Consider the following 20,010-nt stretch of genomic DNA (forward strand, 5'->3'; position numbering starts at 1 on the left):
TTGGGAGGAGCATGATGCTGAAGTACCTGCACGAAAGGTCAGAAGCGCGGATCGCAACACCGCGGCGACGCATCTATAACTATGTATCGGCCGCGGTCTTGTTGGCTACCGGATTTTGGGTTTTCTCCACGAGTGCACCCGCATGGATCTTCCTTGCTGCTGTTATTCCCGTCGCTGCCTTTGACGTCTTCCTCACGGGCAAGTGGGTAAGGGCGGACGCCTTGCGATCGTAGCCTCAACAGGCTGTTGTCCTCCACAGCCAAAATACCCATAGAGGCTGTCCGATCTGGTGGGACAATTAGGAAACGAACGGCGCCAGCCGGCAGGAGCTCCCTGCAGGTCTCCTGCGCGGCCGGGCACAGGAGCTCTGCGATGACGCGAATTCTGATGATGGGTCCTCCAGGAGTGGGCAAAGGCACCCAGGCGGCTCGGCTGGCAAGCCATCTCCGGGTTCCGTGGATCTCCACGGGAGACCTGTTTCGTGAGCAGGTGCGCAATAAAACGCCGCTGGGCCTCCAGATCCGGGACCTCATGGGCTCCGGCCACTATCTTCCGGACGAGATCGCGGATGAGCTGGTTTCCCACCGGCTCGAGGAGCTCGATTCCCGGGACGGTTTTATCCTGGACGGCTACCCCCGAACCGCCGCGCAGGTGGAGGCACTGGATCTTGTGCTGGCTGCATCTTCCGTCCACCTCACCGCCATCGTGGTACTTGATGCTGGCAGGTCTGACATCGTCGTCCGACTTCTTCAGCGCGCCGGCGAACAAGGCCGTGCGGACGATACTCCCGAAGTGATCGAACGCCGCCTGCAGGTCTATGCCGACGAGGCCGAGGAACTCTTCGGCTGCTATGCCGATCGCGGGGTCCTGCTCCACGTGGACGGCATGGGACATCCCGACGCCGTCGCGGCCCGGATCTGGGAAGCACTGCGGTTACCCCCGCAGTAGGAGCATAGGTCTCATTGTCGGAGGCATGGATCCCGGCCAGGAAGACCTCTTATGCAGATGCCCGAGTCTGGGAGGCGTAAGTAACTTCCCCTACCCAGACTCGGGCCAGCCGCAGCGGCGGTATTCTCCCTTAGGGTCTTCGACTACAAAGAGATTCGACTACAAAGAGAAAGGTGGGCAGCCCCGTCGTTCCTTATGCTCTGGCGCTTGCTGATTGACCGATTTTAAATGGAAGTTTGAGAACAGGTCAGTGCTGCGGCGATCCTCGCCTCTGAGACGGAGCGCGTAACTCAGCAGGGCGTGGTTGAGCATGTTCAGTCGTGGCCCTTCCTCGTGCCCGTTCGGTGACATATGGTCGATCACCCAAGCCATTGGGGAACTGTTTTGGTAGTGGCTACTGGGCGTGAAAAGCCTGTCTTGAGCGCCGATCTCTCCGAGGATGCTGAGGACGTAACTCACCGGGTAAGGCCGGTTGGTTCGATCGAAATCGGTCCGATCAAGGTCCGGGAACGAGTTGACGAGCCGTCCGATAGTTTCGTCTGTTATGAGGTCCATGCGCCCCGTGATCATCGCGGTCTGGATCATGTATGGGTAGGCGATGCCGTTGAGAAAAAAGCCGTCGCCGGGGTCGATCTGGTGCCACTGGCCGACGATGCCTTCAACGAACTCGTCAAGAGAGGGAAGCTCGTTCGACAGTTGGCCAAGGTTGTGCAGTGCCACAATGTAGTACAGGCCCATGTGGGTGCGTTCCACCGGTGAGATAGTGCCCATAAGGTTCTTGATTTCAGCCAGCCGGTCTTTGCGGTAGCTGAGGTATTCGTCGCGGCCGGACATGGCGATCGCGTTGAGCATAGTTACCAGCGGGTAGACCTTGGCGAAGCTTGGCGTCATCGGGTTCGGGAAAACCGGCGGGTCAATTTCGTCGGCCCGGTCCATGCAGTCAAGAGTTTGCTTCATGTAGTCGGTCTCTTGATCGAAGATGAATTGGTCGTACCCGAGCAATGAGATCACGGACAGCAGCATGGATCCGCCTCTGCCGCGGAAAAAGGGGGACGGGACACGGTTCAGAAGGTCCAAGGCCTCTGTGATGTGGTTCCTGGAGCCGGTTACGAGCCGGGCTTTCAGGCCCAGTTGGCCAATGGCCAAGAATACGGCGGCGCTGGCGGAGAGCTTTTCGTAGTCGCCGTGGTGACCTTGGTTTTCGTCGTTGATTTGGTTCGGATGAATGTCCTCGAGCATCCCAAGCATCTCGCCGGGAAGATCGAGCCTGCTATTGACCAGGAGGCTTCGGTCGAGGCCGAGCTTCGCTACCGAGTCCATGAGGATGCAGCCGGCCATCAATTTGAAGTAGGGGTTGGGCTCTTCCCGGAGCGCGGCTACGACCTCTCTCACGTCCGACTCAATGGATTTCGGCGAAGTGATGGTGCTGGGATCGGCGATGTCGAGGATTAGTTTAGTCAGAAGCCGGGAGTACGTGGTGAAAGTATTCGTTGGTACCTTTTCTGCCAGGTGATCGAGAGTTTCGCGGAGTTGGGACGCAATGACGGGGTCATACTCGATGGGGTGCTGACCGAGTCCAATCCCTCGGACCATGCGGCTCCATGGTGTTGCTATCATGCGGGACTCGGTGGTCAGGTCAGCCAGGCTGGACACAGGCATTGTAGTGATCATGCGGCTTCTTCCTTCAGGCTGGAGGAAAATGGAAGATCAGGTGCATCGATGCCTAGGAAGTCGGTCCGACTCCCCTGGAGTAGTTCGAGGGCCCAGTTCAGCCACTTGATGCCTTCGCAGTAGATGGCCACTGGCCTGCGTTGTGTCTGGTACGTATCGAGCAAAGAGCCATCTAGCTCCGCCTGGAAGTGGAACGGTGGCATTGCCGTGAAGTGCGTGCCCATAAGGAAAACGAACCTGATGAGCCAGTAGGGGTCGTTGCTCAGGTGGTGGGAGTCTGGGTTATCGAGGTCGTGGGCTGCTGTCATCACGCTTCGGAAGTAATCCTCCATGCCTCGCGGGTTCGCATGATCGACCGCAAGTCCGGTCATCTCTACGTCCCGGACCTGGTAGGCACGCTGGTATGGATTGCCCTCATGGAATGCGATTTCGATCCGTGCGGGTTGGCCGGGCCCCGTCTGGACCTGAAGGTCGAACTGCTCGAAGTGAATCTCGTCGTAGTGCCCGATCGAGTTGTGCCAGGGCTTGTTGTCATACATTGCGTCGTCTCGGGTCTCTCCGCCAGCACTGTGAAACCCGATCGCCCTGGGGTCAAGGAACTTGATTCCGAGACTGGCAGGCGTAATGGCATCCAGGGCTGCACGGATCTCGGCCGGTGAGGCCCCTGATTCGACGGTTTGTTGTGCTCGTAGCAGCGGCTCGACTCTGCTGATTTTGATGTTTTCGGTATTGGTGTCGCCCATCACCAGAGAATGGAAGCGGGGTTCAAGGACCTCCAGGTATTCTGGATGGCTACGGAACTGGCGCAGTAGTTCCAGGGTGTTCAGGTAAGTGATGCCGTTGATGACGATCGTGTCGTTGTCCAGCAGGCTGGCGCTGAACGTCGCCGGTGCTGTCCGACGGCACAGGTCGAGGCGATCCTCGATCTTGCGGAAGTACGACTCTTCCAGAGTGTGAGTCTGGTTTGGGGTCCGGTTGACGCTGTGGACGCGTTCGTGGAGGAGCAGCATCACTTGCTCGTAGAGACGGGCGGTTACGATTGGCGGCGGGGTGTGCTTCTCGATGAAGCGGCTGATTTCTTCTCCTGGTATATAGCTCATTTCATAGATCAACTCGCGGTAGGTGTTCCTGCCATCCTGCTGCAGATGCTGAGGGACCGGAATATCGCGTTCGACGATTTTGAGTACTTGAGGAAAGTAGTCACACGCGGATTCGGGTAAGGCCTGAAGATACTCGGCCTGCTTTTTGGCTTTGGCGAACGGCGGGAGCATTACTCCTTTACCATCGCGATTCCATTGGACAGTGGTCAGAGCCTCGCTTAGGACCTTGCGGACCGTGATGGTTTCCTCCCCGTCCCTGCGAACGAAGATTGTCATCGATTCGCTTCCACCCTTGCCGAACCCGACGATCCGCTCGTTGGCGTTGATGTAGGCGTAGACGCTCGTGCAGAGCAGGCGTCGTCCCTGGGCGTAGCGCACCACCTGCTCGTTCTCGTTCGTGAGGCCAAGCGTAGACTGCCTCTCGAAGTCGTCAAGGCCGGGGTTGACACGCATCTGCCAAATCTCTGCCGGGTTTACGACAGTAATCACGTCCGTGTGGAAGGGGCCTGCGTCGATTCTTTCGGGACTGAGTGCGGTTCCGAGAGCGATGATCTGGCAGTTTCCGTTGAGGTGAATGCGACGGACGTCATCGCCGAGACCGCCCTGGGAATCACCCAGGACAGCGACGGTTGCCTCCTCCAGATCCTTGGTGCCCAGCAGCGGGACCCCCTCGGGGGAGACGACCGGGATAGTGGCTGCCTTGAGTGAGCCCAACAACCGCTTCATGGCAGCGTGGCCTTGTCCGTCGGCGCAGAAACGCGCTATGTCAGGCAGCGTGGCACTGCCGCTCACGGCTAGGGCTGTCAACCAGCCGACCCTGTCGCTGCCTTCGAGGTAATAGTTGCTCTGCGCGGTCAAAGAAGGCCGGTGGATATGCAACAGCCGAGCGAGGGCGTACTGGTACGCAACGCGGCTCATGTCAGTCCCGGGAACAAAGCGCCACTCACCGTACGAAGCACGCCGGAGGCTATCTGTGATTTCGCGCCACACTTCTGCTGTCACTGGTGGCGCGTCGACAAGCTGCTGCGCCCTGCGGTCCAAATCCGCAGTCGTGAGACCAGCCAAGCGGTCGAAGTGAAGCACAACGGTCTCCGGCTTGGTGAGGTTCACCGCAAGCCGGTCCACCACATGGTTGTTTTGGGTAATCACCTTAAGCTCGGTATAAACGTGGCCGAGACCGGCCGGATCACCGTCAATGCGTTTCTTTTGGCGAGCCCGCACGACGAGCTCGCCACTGGCGATGTCGACGCTGTCCCGGAAGGTACTGGTGTTCTGGAACACTTCGAGAAGCTCGTAAAAGGTCGGTGCCCCGGCACGGTCGGCCTGGAGCATCTCATCAAGTATGACCCGGCCCATGGCGCGTTGTAGATACTGCTCACATAGATCACTACGTGATGCAAGCTGGAAGAGTTGACGCAAAGTGTCGTAGTGAATCTCGGTCAGCTGTGTTCCGATGGTGTGAAGCTCGTGCAGGTCTGCCATCAGCCTGCCCACGAGCTTCACCGACCGAATAAAGAGATCAGTGTTCTCAGGTGCGCCGGTGTACGCCATCACAGGCACATTGATGTCGTTCTCCGCGAGCAATGTCACAGACCTTCCTCCCAGGCCCACTTCCACGACCATGTCCGGGTCCAGAGTGAGCACCGTCTCGGCCGTGGCACGGGAAGCCATCACCTCATCTGACATGGCCAGGACAGCGTCTTGGATCTGGTGGGCGGTGGTCAGGAACCCACCGGCATTGTTAGCGACGACAGGGACCCGCGGATCGTGAAACGTTATCCCTTCGGCCTCGATAAGCCGTTGGAATGCGCGGCGGACGTCGCGCATACGCCCGGAATGCGCAAGAAACTTCGTTGGCGGTTTGAGGTATTCGGCAGTCACCGCCGGGTGGTTTTCCATGAAGGTTTCAAAGCCGGGCTTGGCCCCGGCACGCACATAGACGTTGATCTGGCGGCGTGAATATAACTTATGGACCTCCACATCGATGGCCGAGAAGGCGTGCCTTATCTCGTCCTGCAGCGCGGCGAGGGTCGCGGGCTCGGCCTTCAACCCGACCACGTGGGCTGCCTCCGGCACTAGCTGCCGCCCTTTGATGCTGTCAGGCAAATATCGGACCACATGTTCAGCAAGCCGGTCATCGGGTGGGGTAGCGCCTTCAGCGGCCACAAGCATCATCGGCGTGAAGGCCTGGGCCAACCGAACGCCGTCACCGACAGAGAGAGCGCCGCTCGCCACGGCAGAGGCGAGGATGCCGAAACTCTCTCCTGTATAGGCAATGAAGCTGATTCGGGCACCGCTCGCCTCGGTGGTAGCGCGCAGGTGCGCTTCCAGAGCCAGGTTGTGAACCAAGAGGGCAACGCCGATAAACCCTTGCTTCTCCAACGGACCCTGAGGCAAGTTCTCCGGCACCATCAGCAACTTTGCGCATTCATCCCCGTAACCAAGGGTTCGTGCCGCTTCGCGGTAAACGTCAACCACTGCAGGAATCCCAGAATCAAGCAGGCCCCGGCCCAAATCCTGGTACGCCGACCTGCTACCAAGGCCAGGGAAGATCCCGACCAGACGGCGACTCTCCGCCAAGGTGGTCCGTCGGCTGCGTTTATCGGTGTGTTCGTCAGGCATTGTCATGGTCGTCATGCTCGGTTTCCCCGTTTCGTGCGGTTTTGTGCAAGTGATTTGGGGCGAACCAGAGGCAATCAGTGGACGGCCGGCGGCTTCTCCCCAAGGGGCGCCGTTGCTATCCCCGACATATCAAACCGCATGCGCGGTTTTTTTTCAAGTGACACTAGACACCCCCGTCGAAACGGGTCAGGTCATCCTTTTAAGTCCGAAGAGGGAGGGGCCAGGCTCAGGCGAGTGTGGCACCCTTGCTGCCAGTGAGATCCAGCCTGCGTAGGGTTCGGTCGTCGACCAGCCCGGGAGACAGGACCTTCCAGACGTCATGGATTCGCTCAGCCAAATCGACCCTCCCGGAACGCGCTTGCGACACCAGCTGCGCGCCGGTAATGCTCGACACGATGACGTTAGCTGCCACACTGGGCGCTACGACCAGCTCATCTTCGGCTTCGTTGAGGATCTCGTTGACGGCTTCAATCCAGTTCCCGTATGGATCTTCAGCTTCATCAATGTCGAACGTGGAACGCTCAAGGGTCAGCCGGATGCTGGCCCGCACCAGTGGATCGACACGCAGGGCCTGGACAAAACGGTAGCTGAGGTCAATCAGCCGCTGAACCGGACATTCTGCAGGCTTGGTGTTTTCCTGCCGCCAATTGGACTGTTCGGCAATGATGGCACTTGCGAGACTTTCCTTGGATTCAAAGTGGAAGTACATTGCGCCCTTGGTCACGCCAGCCTCTGTCAGGATTTCCGAGATCGTGGCAGCAGCGAATCCGTGCCGTTCAAAGACCCTGGCACCCGCCAAAAGTACCGTGTCCCGCGTCGTCTTGGCACGCTTCTGCATTTTTCATCTCTCTTCTGATCATGAACGTTCATTACAAATTCGGCAGTAATTTGACAGCACTCACCGAGAGTCGCGTATCTTCAGTTAAGGAAACCGTCTGTGCGGTTTTCTTATTGACATTTTAACTCACATCGGGGGATCCATCATGCTCGCACGAGCCGAGAATTTGGCGCAGACTCCGATCAACGGCGATCGAGCGGACCGGGCAGCCACTAGCCGGCTCGCCCACAGGACATACCCCGAGTCATGCCTCCTGGCGGATTGGCATCAGACCGGGCCCGATCAGTTCAATCTGCAGACGAACTTCACCGGCGTTGATCCCTACTTCCAACAAGCCCAGGGCGCACTGGACGTCCTCTTAGCGGGCGAGACCGTCCGTCAGGCAGGCTTGTTCATCTCTCACGCTCACTATGGTGTGCCCCTGGGCTGGGCCTTTGTCATGTCAAGTCTGTCCGCTGAAGTCCTCAGCGTCCCTGCAGGCCCTCTTATCGGCGTTGAGGCGATCGTCGTCTGCCACGCCCGCAGGAGCCAAAAGGGCGTATTGCGCACCATGGATATCTACTTGGAGTTCGTCCAGAGCGGGATCCTCCTCGCTCGCGGATCCGGTCATCTAACCGTCCTTCCTCCTCACCTCTACGAGCGGATGCGGGGAGCTATGACACCGCGAACCCATGTGAGCTCCCTGTCCAAGCTGTCGCAGGCCTCCGTGGGATGTCGTGCGCCAGATGACGTGCTGATAGGCCTGGACGATACTGGTGCACTGCGGCTGGCAATCGACACCAGCCATCGTATCCACTTCGATCATCCAGCGGACCATGTTCCGGGCATGGTAGTGCTCGAAGCCGCCCGCCAAGCCCATACCTTCACCCTGGGCACCCAGCCAACATCCTTCACTGCCCGGTTCCATCACTACCTTGAAATGGTTCCTGAGGCCTCGATCACTGTCGCCAAAACGAAAGCCGGGACGACCACCCGAGTCCTCCAGTACGGCCGAAACGCTGTCGACGTCGATATGGGCTGCTCCCTGTGACCGCGCTCCTTGTGACAGGCGGCTCGGGGTTTGTCGGCAGCGCCGTGGCTCGTGAGCTTGCCAGCCGACCAGGAGTCCGCGTCCGTTGGGCGGTTCACATGACACCTCCGCCTGTGATAAAGCCCGGTGACGAGCTGCGATCGGTTGACCTGTCAAACAGGTTCACCGTGCGCCGGCTGGCTCAGGGAGTCGACGCTGTCATCCACCTCGGTCACCGAGTCGTGGGCACACCGGCCGAATTAGCCGCCGTTAATGATCTCGGGACCGAGTCCCTTGTTGAGGAAGCAAGCGCCCGAGGCGCCCGCATGGTCGCCCTGGGGACCGCCGCCGTCTACGGTCCGGGGCCGTGGTCAGGCAGTGAGATCCATTCACTTCGTGAATCCCCCGTATCAGAGGTCAGCCGGACCCGGGCCGCCGGTGACCGCTATGTTTTGAACACCGGAGGCGTGGTGATACGTCCGCATCTTGTTATCGGCCCCGGAGACCGTTGGGTCCTTCCGCGGGCTGCGGACCTGGTCGCCGCTCTGGGGTGGGTCGCCGGAGGAAAAGCGCGGCACAGCGTTATCAACGTTAATGACCTGGCCCGCGACCTCATTTCAGCAGCCATCGATGGCCCGTTACGCGGGGGCATACGTTTGGCCGCAGCACCTGAACCTACGACGCTGCGGTCCGAGATCATCGCTGAACTTCGCGCCAGTGGGAGGATACCCGCTCACAATAACTTTGCCTGGGACCGGGCATTGGCGTACGCCCGCGCCTCCCCCGATAAGCAGCTCGAACATGACTTGCGGTTCCTTGCCGTAGATCACTTTCTGACTTGCACCTGCACGACGTTGTGACGAACAGGTAGCTAATTATTTGCTTGCCAGCATCCATATGTTGGCGGGCATCTGCGCCGATTTTAAGCCGGCACATCCAAACAAATGGCTCTCCCTTGAGGGACCACAACTTAGATCTGAAAGAGGATTGTTATGCCCATAGGACTCCTAGCCCTAGCCCTGGGCGGTTTCGGGATCGGACTCACCGAGTTCGGAATTGTCGGACTTCTGCCTGAGGTGGCCGCGGATTTCGGAATCACTGAATCGACGGCCGGTTACCTGGTTTCCGGTTACGCCCTCAGTGTTGCCGTCGGAGCTATCGCACTCACCGCGGCCATCTCCCGCTTCGACCGCAAGAAGTCTCTTGTCGCACTGATGGTTCTGTTCATCGCAGGCAACCTGATATCAGCGATCGCACCTACTTATTCAATGCTCATGGCCGGCCGTATCGTGGCTGCACTCTGCCACGGCGCGTTCTTCGGTGTTGGTGCCGTCGTCGCGGCCGATATGGTCGCTCGTAACAAGCGCGCATCCGCCATCGCCCTGATGTTCGCAGGCCTTACCGTGGCCAATGTTGTCGGCGTACCTCTAGGTACCTTCCTAGGTCAGCAGGCCGGCTGGCGGTCTACCTTCTGGGCCCTCACTATCATCGGTCTCATCACCATGATCAGCGTCCAGCTTCTGGTCCCCAAAACCGCAGCGACTGGGAGTGGCAGCCTGCGCGCCGAGATGGGCATTTTCCGCCGGCCCCAGGTATGGATTTCCGCCCTTCTCAGCGTACTTTCCTTCGGTGGCCTCATCGGAGCATTCACTTACATCGCCTTCACGCTCACCGAAGTCAGTAACTTCGCTTCCTCTGCGGTGCCTTGGCTTCTCGTTCTTTTCGGCGCAGGAACGTTCGTGGGCAACTTCCTCGGAGGAAGGGCAGCCGACCGTTCCGTCACCGGATCTCTGGCCATTATCCTGGGAGCACTGACGGTGATTCTGACTGTCTTCGCGCTAACCGCCCAGAACCAAATCATGACCATTATCTGTCTGCTCCTCATGGGCGCCATCGGCCTCGCCACAGCACCTGGCCTGCAATTGCGGATCATGAAGTTCGCCGAAGACGCACCAACTTTGGCGTCTGGCACGAATATTGCCGCACTCAATGTCGGTAACGCCCTCGGCGCCTGGCTGGGTGGGCTCGCCCTTTCCGCCGGTCTCGGCTTCGTTTCGCCGCTGTGGATCGGCGCTGGGATCACTGCCTTGGCACTCGTTGTTTTGCTGATCGGCATCACGCTACCGTCCAACAGAATCCCCACCCCGGCCGTGGTCAAAGAGCCGGCGATGACGGGCGCCGCTACCTGATCAAAGCAGCGACTGAAGCGTCTTTGAGGGAACCCTCGCCTTGTTGCGGGGGTTCCCTTTGCGTGTTGGACGTCGACGCCGTCGCGGCCCGGATCTGGGAGGCACTGCGCTTACCGACAGGCTGACTGCCCTAAAGGAAATGGCGCGCCCTGTGGAATACTTCCTAGCATCCGCCCCCGCGCTGAGACGTGCTGTATCGGGCGGCTATCCGTAAACGCACTTCTGGGGGAAGCGAACAGTGAGCTCAACAGAGCCGTCCGGCACGGCACAATCCGATGCGCACTCACCTGTATCCACGCAGCCATACGTCACCGCCTCGGCTCCTCGCCCGGAAGCACCGGCACCCCTTCCAGGAGGCCCTGCCGGGGGCGGCTCTGACGTTAGCAGCAAGTCCTTCCTCATCACCTGGCTGCTTGCCCTGCTGGTAGGCGTCCTGGGCGTCGATCGCTTCTACCTGGGCAAGATCGGTACAGGACTGCTTAAGCTGGTCACCCTTGGAAGCGTTGGTGTCTGGGCGCTTGTTGACCTCATCCTGGTCCTGACGAACAAACAGCGGGACAAGCTCGGCCTCCCGCTGGCGGGATACGGCGAGCACAGAACGATCGCGCTCATAGTGACCGGCGCCGTCGTTCTCCTCAGCATCATCTTCAACTACGCCCTGGTCGCTAACGCGGGCGGCGGCGAAACGTGCGGCTGCGGCTGACCCAAGAGGGCTCCTTCATGCGGACGGGCCGGCGCCGTGAGGCATCAGGATTGAGACGACGGCGGTCATAGACGACGGCGGTCATAGACGACGGCGGGCGAAGTCCCGGATCACGTCGGCCAGGAATGGCCCACGGCCGGAAGATGGTCCCTCATGGCCAAGCGAGGGTACAACGGCGAGTTCAGCCTGTGGCAGTCTCTGATACAGCCGTACCGAAAGCTCGAGCGGGATCAGTTCGTCGCGGTCGCCGGCCAGCACCAACGTCGGGATCCGGATTGCCTGAAGCTCCTCTTGATGGAGGCCCTCGTAGCCCAGCCACATCTTCGCCGTCTGCCCGATAAGCCTCTGCCAGTGCCCTTCTCCCCCGCGGTGCTGCTTCTTCACGTGGTCAGCCCATTCGCCGAGTTGGTCGTCCAGGTACGCAAGGTCAGGGACGCCGTCGTCGTCGGCGCCGAGCAGCGCCCGGTGCGCTTCGCGGAGGCCACCGGCGTCGAAATCAGGGTAAGCGGCTCCCACGATCAGACCGCCGGCGAGCGCCGGGTGGCGGACAGCGAGCTCTAAGGCGATCTGTCCCCCGTCGCTCCAGCCACCGACTATTGGTCGCCGCAGCCCGAGAGCAGTAATCAGCGCTGCAGTGTCCTCGGCTATCCCGCCGTATGAAAGTTCGCCGGCCGGGTTGGTGGACCGGCCATGACCGCGGCTGTCCGGCGTGATCACGCGGAACTCTGCGGCCAGCAGCGAAACAATCGGACCCCATTCCGGCCCTGCACCCAGCCCGCCGTGGATCAGGATGATCGCCGGTCCTTCACCATGGTCCTCGTAGTGGATCGACGCGCCGTTGACTTCGAGGCGGCGGCCGGTGTCGTCGTCGTTCATTCCCTCCACAACACGAGGTCAGTGGCCGAGCGGGGGCGGCGGGACCTGATCGTCCCTGCCGATGTTCTGGGTGCCAACGGGTTCGCCCGGCTCGTTGTTGGATCTCCTCGTGATCAGCCAGGTGATGAACCACAGCACAATGCCGATGGCCATCAGCAATCCGGCCACCTGGTACTGGATGGGGTTCCGGCCCACCCATGGACCTGCGAGGAAGGCACACAGCAGGGCCGCCAGCAACGGCAGCTGCCCGGGCGAGGTGAAGAACACCTTGCGGTCGGGGTCCCGCTTGCGGCGAAGCACCAAGCAGGCCACGTTAACTACGGTGAACACGCAAAGCAGCAGGAACGCCGTCGTGCCCGAAAGATTGGCCACAATATTGCTGCGGGGATCGCTGCTGACGTACCAGATCAGCCCCAGTGCGAGAACGGTGGAGAACAGGATGCCTGCCCACGGCGTCCGGCGGGTCGGCAGTACCTTGCCCAGCGCCCGGGGCAGGACGCGCGCCTTGGCCATGCCGTAAATCAGGCGGCTGGCCATGAGCATGTTGATCAGGGCGGTATTGGCGACGGCGAACACGGCCAGGAACGGGAAGATCCTGTCGATCGGGAAGTCCGGCGAGCCCTTGTGCACCACTTCAAGGAGCGCGGCGCCCTCAGCCTCGCGGATGCTCTCAAGCTCGGTGGGCGAGAGCACACTGACCACGGAAACTGCCACCAGCATGTAGAGCAGCACCGCTATGCCGAGGCCGGTGAGCATGGTCCGCGGAAAGATCTTTTCGGGCTCCTTGGTCTCCTCCACCATGTTCACCGAGTCCTCGAAGCCCACCATGGCAAAGAACGCGATGGACGTGGCTGCGGTAACTGCCAGGAAGAGGCCTTTGTCCTGGTAATCGTTGAAGACGAAGATCTCGCCGGCATTCCCGGTGCCCTGCGTCAGCACAAAGAAGCCGACGCCGATCACGATGCACAGCGCGACCATCTCCACCAGGGTGAGCACCACGTTGAACTTCACGCTCTCCCCCACACCGCGCAGGTTGATCGCCGCGAGCAGCAGCATAAAGCCCATGGCGACGGCGGTAATCATCTCCCGCCCGGGCACCCCCATCCAGCCATTGATCTCCATGCCGCCGAAGAAATTCTGGGCAAGGACGTTCGCGGACGTGGACGCGCTGGTGATACCGGAGCAGACGACGGCGAACGCGACCAGGAACGTGACGAAGTGGATCCCGAACGCCTTGTGTGTGTAGAGCGCCGCCCCCGCAGCCTGCGGATACTGGGTGACCAGCTCAAGGTAGGAGAACGCGGTCAGCGTCGCGACAATGAAGGCGAGCAGGAACGGCAGCCAAACGATGCCGCCAACTTGGCCGGCCATGGTGCCGGTGACCGCATAGACGCCGGCGCCCAGGATGTCCCCGACGATGAAAAGGAGCAGGAGCTTGGGCCCGAGGACCCGTTTGAGCTTCGGTTCGTCCTTCTCGGGCGTTACGTCGAAGACTTCGTCAGGTATGGTGCTCATGGTTTTCCTCCACGGCCGGTACACATTCCCTACAGCGGGGCCAGCATCCGGCCCCGAAGACCTACTTCACTGTCTCTCTGTAGGGGCAGTTTGGCAAGATGGTGGCGGAACTGTTCCGAGGCCCGTGTCCCTCAGTCTCCGGTAGGTTGGGATTCGCCGTCCATCCGGTCACGGGCGCAATTCACGACGGCGGGAAGGTCCAGCCCGTAGGTGGGTCCTTGGCCGGAACTGTACTCCTGAATCCGGGCCGCACCGCGCTCAAAGAGCCGCAGCGCACCAACTTTGTTCCCGCGGGCCGCGTGGGTGAGCCCCACGCAGATCTGGGCGAGTCCTTGCCAAAGGTTGCGTTCTTCGGCCGGGCCGTCTTTCCAGCGGGCCTCCAGTACCTCATGGGCGGCAAAGGGGCGGCCGGCTTCCACAAGACTTCGGGCCGACACCAACGTCTCCGCCGCGGGTAGCGGCTCCTCCGAGACCGGCTCGACTCCAGCGCTTCCGTACGGCAGCGGCCGGCCAAGAGCGTCCCGCGGCCGGGCCTGGCGTGGGCGGCTTGAAGCATCCCGGTCCCTGTCGCCCGTCATTGCTGTTGCCGCTCTGAATGCCCCTGAACCTCGTGAACCTTCATAGGCCCAAGCCTATGGCCTTGCCGCAAATTGCTCCCGGCCCCCAGCGTTGGCATACTTCACGTATGTCTTCCCTCCCCGCGACGGCCGCCGACGACGTCATCAACCTGCCAGCCCGCGCCCAGTTCGAGGCGTTCCTCGACGAACACCGGCACGAACTCAACACCTGCCTGGACGGGCTGACCGAGGAGCAGGTTCGCCGGTCCTTGGTGCCGTCCCGCACCACGCTGCTGGGCCTGGTGAAGCACGCGATTTTCGTGGAGAAAGTCCTGTTCGATGAAGCCATCACACGTCGGCCCCGGTCCGAGATCGGCATCCCCGCCACCCCTGACGAGTCGTTCATACTCGACGACGGCGACACCATCGCCAGCGTCCGCCGGGCACACCTGGAGGCCTGCGAAGCATCCCGCCAGCTGGCTGCGTCGCTGGGGCTGGACGATCTGATCCACGGCAACCGGCGGGGCCCGCTCCCCCTGCGCTGGATGTACCTCCATGCGATCCGCGAGTTTGCCCAGCACTGCGGCCACGCCGACATTCTGCGCGAGCAACTGCTGGATCAATAGCGGGCGCCGTTCACCCGCTCACGCGCACGGAGCCATGCTACGGCGCCAAAGACGAGAGGCAGCTGGGCCAAGGCGTAAATACCGTGGAACAGGTAATGGCTGAGGGCCTGCTCTGGCGCGAATGGTAGGAACGGCAAGGGAAGGACGCTCAGCACACCGCCGCCGACGAAATGCAGCAGCCCCCAGACAAGCAACGCCATGGTGGCCGCGCGCCGAAATGGTGAGAACCATCCGGCCACCAACAGGGCGGTGATCAGGAATGGGATAAGTGATTCAGGGCTTAGAAAACCATGCCGGGGCAACTCGGCGAGATTGTGAACGAACATCCCGGCCCAGCCAATCAATGCTCCCGCGGGTACAGCCAGATCCCGCATTGAGTGCCTCATGCCGCTGATTGCCGGTTCCGGTAGGCCGACCAGAACGTCAGGATATGTTGGGCCACTTCAGCCGGTGCAATCAGAAGCGGAGCCACATGGCCACCACCGGAGACCCGGGCAAAACGTCCGTCCGGCACGGTCCGCGCTGCACGCTCGGCTTCCTCCGGATCGTTTAGCGAATCATCCCTGGCCGCCAGCATCAGGGTTGGGACCTGCAAGCGAGGCAGGACGGGGCGGAGGTCGGGACGGTTCAGCATCACGGACCGCATAGCCCAGTATTTGCCGCGTTTGTTGCCTCTGCGGAACGCATCACTAACCGCTGCTGCAGCCGACGGCGAAGTCCTGTCCGCGCCGCGTCCGGCGAGCGCTTCCACAATTGATCCGCTGAACAGTCGCGGGCCCAAAATCCTGTAGAGGAAGACCAGCAGACCCGTCTGGGCTTTCTCTGCTCTGGTCAGGGGAAACGGTGGTGTGCCGATCGTAGTCAGCGTCCGGCAACGTGCAGGGAACTTCTCCGCAAAGACGATGCCTACATGGCCGCCCCAGGCGTTGCCCACCCAGTCCACCGGCGTCGAAATGCCCATAGCGTCCAGGATCTGGGCAGCAGCAGTGGCGCAGTCCTCCAGGGAATAGCGCTTGTGTGGCCCGGGGCTGTCACCGTGCCCGGGGCCATCCACCATGAACAGCTCGCGCTGCGGGCCCAGCTCCTCCACGACGCCGTCGAAAGTTCTGGAATCAACAAAAAGGCTGTGCCACAAGAGCGCTGGAGCACCGCTCCCGGCACGCCGGACCATCAGTGGGCCAAGCGTGGTGTTGATCGTGGTCTCCGAAATCATGTCCTGGCCTCCAAGAAAGCATCTTCGGCATTTTTTAGGGAAATTTGCTTCGGTTTCCGAAGTATATGAGATACAGTTTCCTCCGTGTCCATGCCGCCGTCAAGAGATTCCGAGCATCCAAGGCTGCCCGTCGGCCAACTCCTGGTACGCCTCCTGGCCGAGTTCCGGCGTGAGCTCCTGGACGAGGCGGACTCTCACGGCTACGGCGACATCCGTCTGGCTCATCTGCAAATCACCGGCAACATCGGCACCAAGGGAATCCGTCTGACAGCCTTGGCGGCACGGGCGCAGCTCAGCCTGGCTGCCACATCGGAACTGGTTAACGAACTTCAGGAACTGGGGTATCTGGAACGCAGGCCTGATCCTTCCGATGCCCGGGCAAAGCTTATTTTCCCATCCGCGCGAGGATTACAGATGCTACGCGAGGCATCGGCCAAGGTCCTGGAACTGGAGCAGCTTTGGGGCTCGTATGCGGGCGAGCAGCGCTTTGAAGCAGCCTTGCAAACACTCCAGGACGTCCTGGACGCCACGCGCAGTCTGACAACAGGACGGTCGAACATCAACGGCGCAGCCCCGAATTGACCACGGCTGCTCAACTAACGGGCGACTTCCGTGTTCAGCGTGCAGCCGCGGTGGCCGTCCTTGGACGGTCCGCCACCCTCCACATGTAAGTCCCGACTGTGGCCACTGCCAGCCCAAAGGGTATGGCGAGGAGAACGGCAGCCGTCTGCTCATTCGCCGCCAGGAGGATCACGCTGGTCACAAGGAGGAAAATGCCAAGCCAGCGAGGGAGCACACCAGAGCGGAGAATAAAAACACCGATGAGCACGAAGCCTGCAATGACCGCAAGCAGTCCTGGAATCACGAAGAACGGCATCCAGGGAAAATCACCATTGAAAAAAATGGCTTGGATGAGCCCGCCCAGAAACAACACGGCGATTCCGGCAGCTGCACAAATCACTCCAGCATTCGCCAGTTTCTTGTGGCGGCCAGCTTGGCGGGCCAGCCACGTCAGGCCGGTGATCCCTATCAGTATCAGGATGGTCGCGACCGGAGAGATCACCGAAACGAGGCCGGTCGCTAGCCGCATTGGGCGGGTATCGCACTCCTGACCAATGCACCCAATGGGCTCAAAGGAATGCAACAAGGCGGCAAGGCCACAGAGCAGCCCGCCCAATACCGCAGCCATTCCAGACCAGCGGAGAATCTGCGTGGTCCGGGTCCGGTCTTGGGATTTTCCTATGGTCATGGCTGCCCACGATTCTTCGGGAGACCAGGGAACAATTGCTCTCATCGTGGCCCCGCCGTGACGCCTAGTCAACACGTCAGCAAGAGCAACAGTTCGCTATTGGGATGGGACACCTAAACTAGGAGTTAACGTCTTCCTCCATCTCCGGGAGCACATCATGGAGACTGAATTCGCCGATGTCACTGGTCATGACGTCACCACCATCACCTGCGTCTGCGGGAACACCGTCGACGGCGAGGGCCTCATCCAAGCCAATGCAGAAGGCATCCCGGTGCACGGTGACGACAAGACCCCCGTGCCGGCCGGATTGGCGGAGTGGCCCGAAGATGAGGACATCTACACCCTCTGTCCCAAATGCGGCAGGGTGTACCGGGACGCCGTTATTGAAGAGACGGGGAGAGCTCCGGTTGCTTTTCGCGTAGATGCTGCCCATGGCGCAATCGCTGAGGCCATCCGGATCCACTGGGAGCAGAACCCATAAAACCTGGCGCTGTCACACGGCAGTGGCCCCGCCCAAAAGGCAGGGCCACCCGTGCACCACTATTTGCCGATAAAAACGGAGCAGCTGCTTTCAGCCGAGGAAGAGGACCAGGTCCTCGCAGAACTCGCGGTTTACCGTGTCTTCCTGCCCGTGGCTGACGGTCACTCCGAGGTCCGCGATGAACTCGTCATCGGAGGGATCACCAGGCGTGCCGCCATGATCAATAAGGATCTCGTACCTGAACATTCCAGTGTCCATGAAGAGACGTTCACCGTCCGGGCCGTAGACCTTCTGGACACCCGAAACAGCAATCTCGATTGTCAGCGTCCCATCCCCGTTGTCTGTAATCTTGTGATCCCGACCCTTGCCCCTATTGGTGACCGTCAAAGTCTTGCCATTCACCGTATTCGTCCAAGTATCCGTCGCCTGGACCGGGCCCCCGCCATAAGCGAGGCCGTCACCGCGAACAACAAAGAGGAAATTTCCCGTGGCATGCCATCCGTGCAGCACAGGGAAGCCTACGACCCCCGGACAGAAAGTCGGGTCCCCAACTTGAAAGATTTCACTACCGGAATCCACGAAGTGATCGTGTTCAAGTGGCTTTGCCATTGCCGGGGCAGCCGCTGCGATCGACAGTCCGATCACGGAGATCATTGCTCCCAAGGCGACGCGTAACGTGTGCTTCATTGCATCCTCCTCAATTGGTGGCCCGCAGCAGCGAGCCAGAGATTGTCTGTTCGTTGCTTGCGTCCACCCATGCCGTGAGGCGCACAGGCGTCAGGACGGCTTAATCGGGTGGATATCGATTCAGAAGCATCACGCATTCGAAAGCCGGGAGGGTCGTGGCTCGACGGTGATGCCGCTCCGCCACTTCTCACTGCGTCACTTTTCACAGGGGGCACCTCCCACATGAGTGATGTGTCCGGAGCCCAGTTCAGCGGAGTTTTCTGATGGGAAGAACGGTACTCTCACGGCGCCTTCGGCACCAGAGTTGAACTTCGGGTGCGTTTTCCCTGACAAGCGCATGGATTTTCTCGGCCAGCTTGCGATCGGAATCGGGCAGGGGATACAGCCTGATGTGGGTTACTCCAGGATCTCAGCGCGGCGCAGGCGGACGATCTCCTCCACCACGTCGTCGGGAACGGGATGGTCCGGGGTGAAGCGGATGGTTCCTTTGGAAAGGGAGAAGCCGTCAAGCTTATTTGCGACGGCGTCAACCACCTCCGGCGAGAAGGGGAAGATGGAGAGGTGCTTGGCGGCTGCAACAAACCCGATGAGTGGTTTTCCATCCAGCTTCAGGGCCGGCATCCCGTAACTCACCCCGTCAACTGCCTCCGGAACCAAGCCGCGCGCGATCTCTACAACCCGTTGCAGACAGGCGCGATCCTGTTCCGGCAAAGCGGCCAGGGAGTCGTCAATGGAGCCCATCCGGTCATTCTAATCCCGGACCCAGCCTGCCTTGATGTGCGCACTCAGGTCGACACCGAATTAATACTGTACGATCGTCCGTATAGTTACGAACGCGGTCAGTTGCTTCTCCAGGTTTGCCCCATTCGTAGCCCAATCCGTGGCGGCAAAAAGTCGGCACTCTGAAATTTAAGATTCAAAGGAAGACCCATGCAGACAAGACTGACGCATATCGGCACAGCAACGATGCTCATTGAATTTGGTGGCCTCACGTTCCTCACCGATCCCGTGTTCGACCCTGCCCCCACCGAGTATGTGTCCGGACCGGTTGTCCTGCGGAGCACCATTGAGCCGGCCATAGCTGCAAGCGACCTTCCACCATTTGACGCCGTGCTGCTCAGTCACGATGAACACCCTGACAATCTGGACGAGGCCGGCAGGAGATTGCTGGAGGGCAAGCCCGTGATGACCACCGAGAGCGGCGCGGGCCGACTGGGCGGCCAAGCAGTTGGCATCGCCCCCTGGAGCAGCCACACGTTCTCCGTGGGAGAGAAATCCGTGATCATCACGGCGACGCCTGCGCATCATGGTCCGGCCGGTGACGTAGTTGGATTCATCCTCCGGGTCCCGGGGGAAGAGAAGGTCCTCTACATCTCAGGCGATACCACTTACGAAAGCGACCTTGACCAAATCGGTGAAAAATTCTCGATCGGCGTAGCAGTCCTGCACCTCGGCGCGGCAAAGTTCGCCATACTCGGGGACCAGATGATCAGCCTGGACAGCGCGAACGCCGCGAAGTTCACTGCCTCCCTCGGCGCGCAGACGGTGGTGCCGATCCATTTCTCCTCATGGGAACACTTCACCGAAACGGAAGACGAGATCGCGGCATCGTTTGCCGAAGCCGGCCTGACTGACCGCCTAACATGGCTCGCCCCAGGAGTGCCACACGTCGTTGAGGTCTAACCACCAGCGGCGGCGGCGAAGATCTACAAGGCCGGAATCACCG

Annotated in this window: 21 protein-coding genes; 10 read left to right on the top strand and 11 right to left on the bottom strand. The window is 60.7% G+C overall.

All coding sequences use genetic code 11. The features are described 5' to 3' along the window. The first annotated feature begins 11 nt into the window (after positions 1-11). Together M1E02_RS16295 and M1E02_RS16300 are read left to right on the top strand one after the other, a co-directional pair. Positions 12-233, top strand: coding sequence for a hypothetical protein (locus tag M1E02_RS16295; protein ID WP_479375254.1), 222 nt, complete (start codon positions 12-14; stop codon positions 231-233). A 139-nt stretch (positions 234-372) separates the two neighbouring features. Then, positions 373-948 carry an adenylate kinase gene (locus M1E02_RS16300; RefSeq protein ID WP_479375255.1) on the top strand — a complete coding sequence of 192 codons (576 nt, stop codon included), beginning with the start codon at positions 373-375 and terminating at the stop codon, positions 946-948. Positions 949-1,107: 159 nt separating this feature from the next. On the opposite strand, the gene M1E02_RS16305 is transcribed toward M1E02_RS16300, so the two are convergent. The 3 genes from M1E02_RS16305 to M1E02_RS16315 all read right to left on the bottom strand — a co-directional run bounded on the left by M1E02_RS16305 (position 1,108) and on the right by M1E02_RS16315 (position 7,179). Continuing rightward, positions 1,108-2,619 (bottom strand): hypothetical protein, encoded by a 1,512-nt coding sequence (locus M1E02_RS16305; protein WP_479375256.1) that lies wholly within the window; start codon positions 2,617-2,619, stop codon positions 1,108-1,110. Further along, positions 2,616-6,347 (bottom strand): hypothetical protein, encoded by a 3,732-nt coding sequence (locus tag M1E02_RS16310; protein WP_479375257.1) that lies wholly within the window; start codon positions 6,345-6,347, stop codon positions 2,616-2,618. Before M1E02_RS16310 ends, M1E02_RS16305 begins: the two co-directional genes overlap by 4 nt. A 220-nt stretch (positions 6,348-6,567) precedes the next feature. After that, positions 6,568-7,179 (bottom strand): ScbR family autoregulator-binding transcription factor, encoded by a 612-nt coding sequence (locus M1E02_RS16315; protein ID WP_479375258.1) that lies wholly within the window; start codon positions 7,177-7,179, stop codon positions 6,568-6,570. A gap of 145 nt (positions 7,180-7,324) precedes the next feature. On the opposite strand from M1E02_RS16315, the gene M1E02_RS16320 reads away from it, so the two are divergent. The 4 genes from M1E02_RS16320 (at position 7,325) to M1E02_RS16335 (ending at position 11,080) form a co-directional block, all read left to right on the top strand. After that, positions 7,325-8,209 (top strand): ScbA/BarX family gamma-butyrolactone biosynthesis protein, encoded by an 885-nt coding sequence (locus tag M1E02_RS16320; RefSeq protein WP_479375259.1) that lies wholly within the window; start codon positions 7,325-7,327, stop codon positions 8,207-8,209. Positions 8,210-8,253: 44 nt separating this feature from the next. Continuing rightward, complete coding sequence (locus M1E02_RS16325; RefSeq protein ID WP_479378191.1) at positions 8,254-9,048, top strand: NAD-dependent epimerase/dehydratase family protein; 795 nt, start codon at positions 8,254-8,256, stop codon at positions 9,046-9,048. 132 nt (positions 9,049-9,180) lie between these two features. After that, entirely contained in the window at positions 9,181-10,377 is a 1,197-nt protein-coding gene (locus tag M1E02_RS16330; RefSeq protein WP_479375260.1) for an MFS transporter, read from the top strand. Between the two features lie 238 nt (positions 10,378-10,615). Then, positions 10,616-11,080, top strand: coding sequence for a TM2 domain-containing protein (locus tag M1E02_RS16335; RefSeq protein ID WP_479375261.1), 465 nt, complete (start codon positions 10,616-10,618; stop codon positions 11,078-11,080). Positions 11,081-11,161: 81 nt separating this feature from the next. Here the strand turns inward: M1E02_RS16335 and M1E02_RS16340 are convergent, their stop codons facing one another. The 3 genes from M1E02_RS16340 to M1E02_RS16350 all read right to left on the bottom strand — a co-directional run bounded on the left by M1E02_RS16340 (position 11,162) and on the right by M1E02_RS16350 (position 14,049). After that, complete coding sequence (locus M1E02_RS16340) at positions 11,162-11,956, bottom strand: alpha/beta fold hydrolase (RefSeq protein WP_479375262.1); 795 nt, start codon at positions 11,954-11,956, stop codon at positions 11,162-11,164. A gap of 18 nt (positions 11,957-11,974) precedes the next feature. Beyond that, positions 11,975-13,471, bottom strand: coding sequence for an APC family permease (locus M1E02_RS16345; protein ID WP_479375263.1), 1,497 nt, complete (start codon positions 13,469-13,471; stop codon positions 11,975-11,977). 131 nt (positions 13,472-13,602) lie between these two features. Then, positions 13,603-14,049, bottom strand: a complete 447-nt coding sequence (locus tag M1E02_RS16350; RefSeq protein ID WP_479375264.1) for a DUF309 domain-containing protein — start codon at positions 14,047-14,049, stop codon at positions 13,603-13,605. Between the two features lie 107 nt (positions 14,050-14,156). On the opposite strand from M1E02_RS16350, the gene M1E02_RS16355 reads away from it, so the two are divergent. After that, entirely contained in the window at positions 14,157-14,654 is a 498-nt protein-coding gene (locus M1E02_RS16355) for a DinB family protein (protein ID WP_479375265.1), read from the top strand. Here M1E02_RS16355 and M1E02_RS16360 read toward each other — a convergent pair. After that, positions 14,648-15,028: a hypothetical protein gene (locus M1E02_RS16360; protein ID WP_479375266.1), complete on the bottom strand. Its 381-nt coding sequence runs from the start codon at positions 15,026-15,028 to the stop codon at positions 14,648-14,650. The two genes, M1E02_RS16355 and M1E02_RS16360, sit on opposite strands and share 7 nt — an antisense overlap. An 8-nt stretch (positions 15,029-15,036) precedes the next feature. After that, entirely contained in the window at positions 15,037-15,867 is an 831-nt protein-coding gene (locus M1E02_RS16365) for an alpha/beta fold hydrolase (RefSeq protein ID WP_479375267.1), read from the bottom strand. 90 nt (positions 15,868-15,957) lie between these two features. Here M1E02_RS16365 and M1E02_RS16370 point away from each other — a divergent pair, with 90 nt between their 5' ends. Continuing rightward, a complete protein-coding gene (locus M1E02_RS16370; RefSeq protein ID WP_479378192.1) occupies positions 15,958-16,449 on the top strand; it encodes a MarR family winged helix-turn-helix transcriptional regulator in 492 nt (163 codons plus the stop codon). A gap of 34 nt (positions 16,450-16,483) precedes the next feature. On the opposite strand, the gene M1E02_RS16375 is transcribed toward M1E02_RS16370, so the two are convergent. Further along, positions 16,484-16,957 (bottom strand): hypothetical protein, encoded by a 474-nt coding sequence (locus M1E02_RS16375; protein ID WP_479375268.1) that lies wholly within the window; start codon positions 16,955-16,957, stop codon positions 16,484-16,486. A gap of 316 nt (positions 16,958-17,273) precedes the next feature. Between M1E02_RS16375 and M1E02_RS16380 the strand changes: the two genes are divergently transcribed. After that, positions 17,274-17,597: a hypothetical protein gene (locus M1E02_RS16380; RefSeq protein WP_479375269.1), complete on the top strand. Its 324-nt coding sequence runs from the start codon at positions 17,274-17,276 to the stop codon at positions 17,595-17,597. A gap of 90 nt (positions 17,598-17,687) precedes the next feature. On the opposite strand, the gene M1E02_RS16385 is transcribed toward M1E02_RS16380, so the two are convergent. Both M1E02_RS16385 and M1E02_RS16390 read right to left on the bottom strand, forming a co-directional pair. Next, a complete protein-coding gene (locus tag M1E02_RS16385; RefSeq protein ID WP_479375270.1) occupies positions 17,688-18,284 on the bottom strand; it encodes a hypothetical protein in 597 nt (198 codons plus the stop codon). A 396-nt stretch (positions 18,285-18,680) separates the two neighbouring features. Continuing rightward, the gene (locus M1E02_RS16390; protein ID WP_479375271.1) at positions 18,681-19,025 is read right to left on the bottom strand and encodes an iron chaperone; all 345 of its coding nucleotides are present in this window, start codon (positions 19,023-19,025) and stop codon (positions 18,681-18,683) included. Between the two features lie 189 nt (positions 19,026-19,214). Here M1E02_RS16390 and M1E02_RS16395 point away from each other — a divergent pair, with 189 nt between their 5' ends. After that, positions 19,215-19,967 (top strand): MBL fold metallo-hydrolase, encoded by a 753-nt coding sequence (locus M1E02_RS16395; RefSeq protein ID WP_479375272.1) that lies wholly within the window; start codon positions 19,215-19,217, stop codon positions 19,965-19,967. Positions 19,968-20,010: the final 43 nt, after the last annotated feature.

This window comes from Arthrobacter sp. Z5-13 (genome assembly GCF_056499105.1).

Bases quoted from the DNA above. Each gene is read 5' to 3' on its own strand.
- M1E02_RS16395 (WP_479375272.1), top strand. From the start codon at position 19,215: ATGCAGACAAGACTGACGCATATCGGCACAGCAACGATGCTCATTGAA.
- M1E02_RS16345 (WP_479375263.1), bottom strand. From the start codon at position 13,471: ATGAGCACCATACCTGACGAAGTCTTCGACGTAACGCCCGAGAAGGAC.
- M1E02_RS16295 (WP_479375254.1), top strand. From the start codon at position 12: ATGATGCTGAAGTACCTGCACGAAAGGTCAGAAGCGCGGATCGCAACA.
- M1E02_RS16330 (WP_479375260.1), top strand. From the start codon at position 9,181: ATGCCCATAGGACTCCTAGCCCTAGCCCTGGGCGGTTTCGGGATCGGA.
- M1E02_RS16320 (WP_479375259.1), top strand. From the start codon at position 7,325: ATGCTCGCACGAGCCGAGAATTTGGCGCAGACTCCGATCAACGGCGAT.
- M1E02_RS16385 (WP_479375270.1), bottom strand. From the start codon at position 18,284: ATGAAGCACACGTTACGCGTCGCCTTGGGAGCAATGATCTCCGTGATC.
- M1E02_RS16355 (WP_479375265.1), top strand. From the start codon at position 14,157: ATGTCTTCCCTCCCCGCGACGGCCGCCGACGACGTCATCAACCTGCCA.
- M1E02_RS16340 (WP_479375262.1), bottom strand. From the start codon at position 11,956: ATGAACGACGACGACACCGGCCGCCGCCTCGAAGTCAACGGCGCGTCG.
- M1E02_RS16315 (WP_479375258.1), bottom strand. From the start codon at position 7,179: ATGCAGAAGCGTGCCAAGACGACGCGGGACACGGTACTTTTGGCGGGT.
- M1E02_RS16300 (WP_479375255.1), top strand. From the start codon at position 373: ATGACGCGAATTCTGATGATGGGTCCTCCAGGAGTGGGCAAAGGCACC.
- M1E02_RS16380 (WP_479375269.1), top strand. From the start codon at position 17,274: ATGGAGACTGAATTCGCCGATGTCACTGGTCATGACGTCACCACCATC.
- M1E02_RS16365 (WP_479375267.1), bottom strand. From the start codon at position 15,867: ATGATTTCGGAGACCACGATCAACACCACGCTTGGCCCACTGATGGTC.
- M1E02_RS16360 (WP_479375266.1), bottom strand. From the start codon at position 15,028: ATGCGGGATCTGGCTGTACCCGCGGGAGCATTGATTGGCTGGGCCGGG.
- M1E02_RS16305 (WP_479375256.1), bottom strand. From the start codon at position 2,619: ATGATCACTACAATGCCTGTGTCCAGCCTGGCTGACCTGACCACCGAG.
- M1E02_RS16375 (WP_479375268.1), bottom strand. From the start codon at position 16,957: ATGCGGCTAGCGACCGGCCTCGTTTCGGTGATCTCTCCGGTCGCGACC.
- M1E02_RS16390 (WP_479375271.1), bottom strand. From the start codon at position 19,025: ATGGGCTCCATTGACGACTCCCTGGCCGCTTTGCCGGAACAGGATCGC.
- M1E02_RS16310 (WP_479375257.1), bottom strand. From the start codon at position 6,347: ATGACAATGCCTGACGAACACACCGATAAACGCAGCCGACGGACCACC.
- M1E02_RS16370 (WP_479378192.1), top strand. From the start codon at position 15,958: ATGCCGCCGTCAAGAGATTCCGAGCATCCAAGGCTGCCCGTCGGCCAA.
- M1E02_RS16350 (WP_479375264.1), bottom strand. From the start codon at position 14,049: ATGACGGGCGACAGGGACCGGGATGCTTCAAGCCGCCCACGCCAGGCC.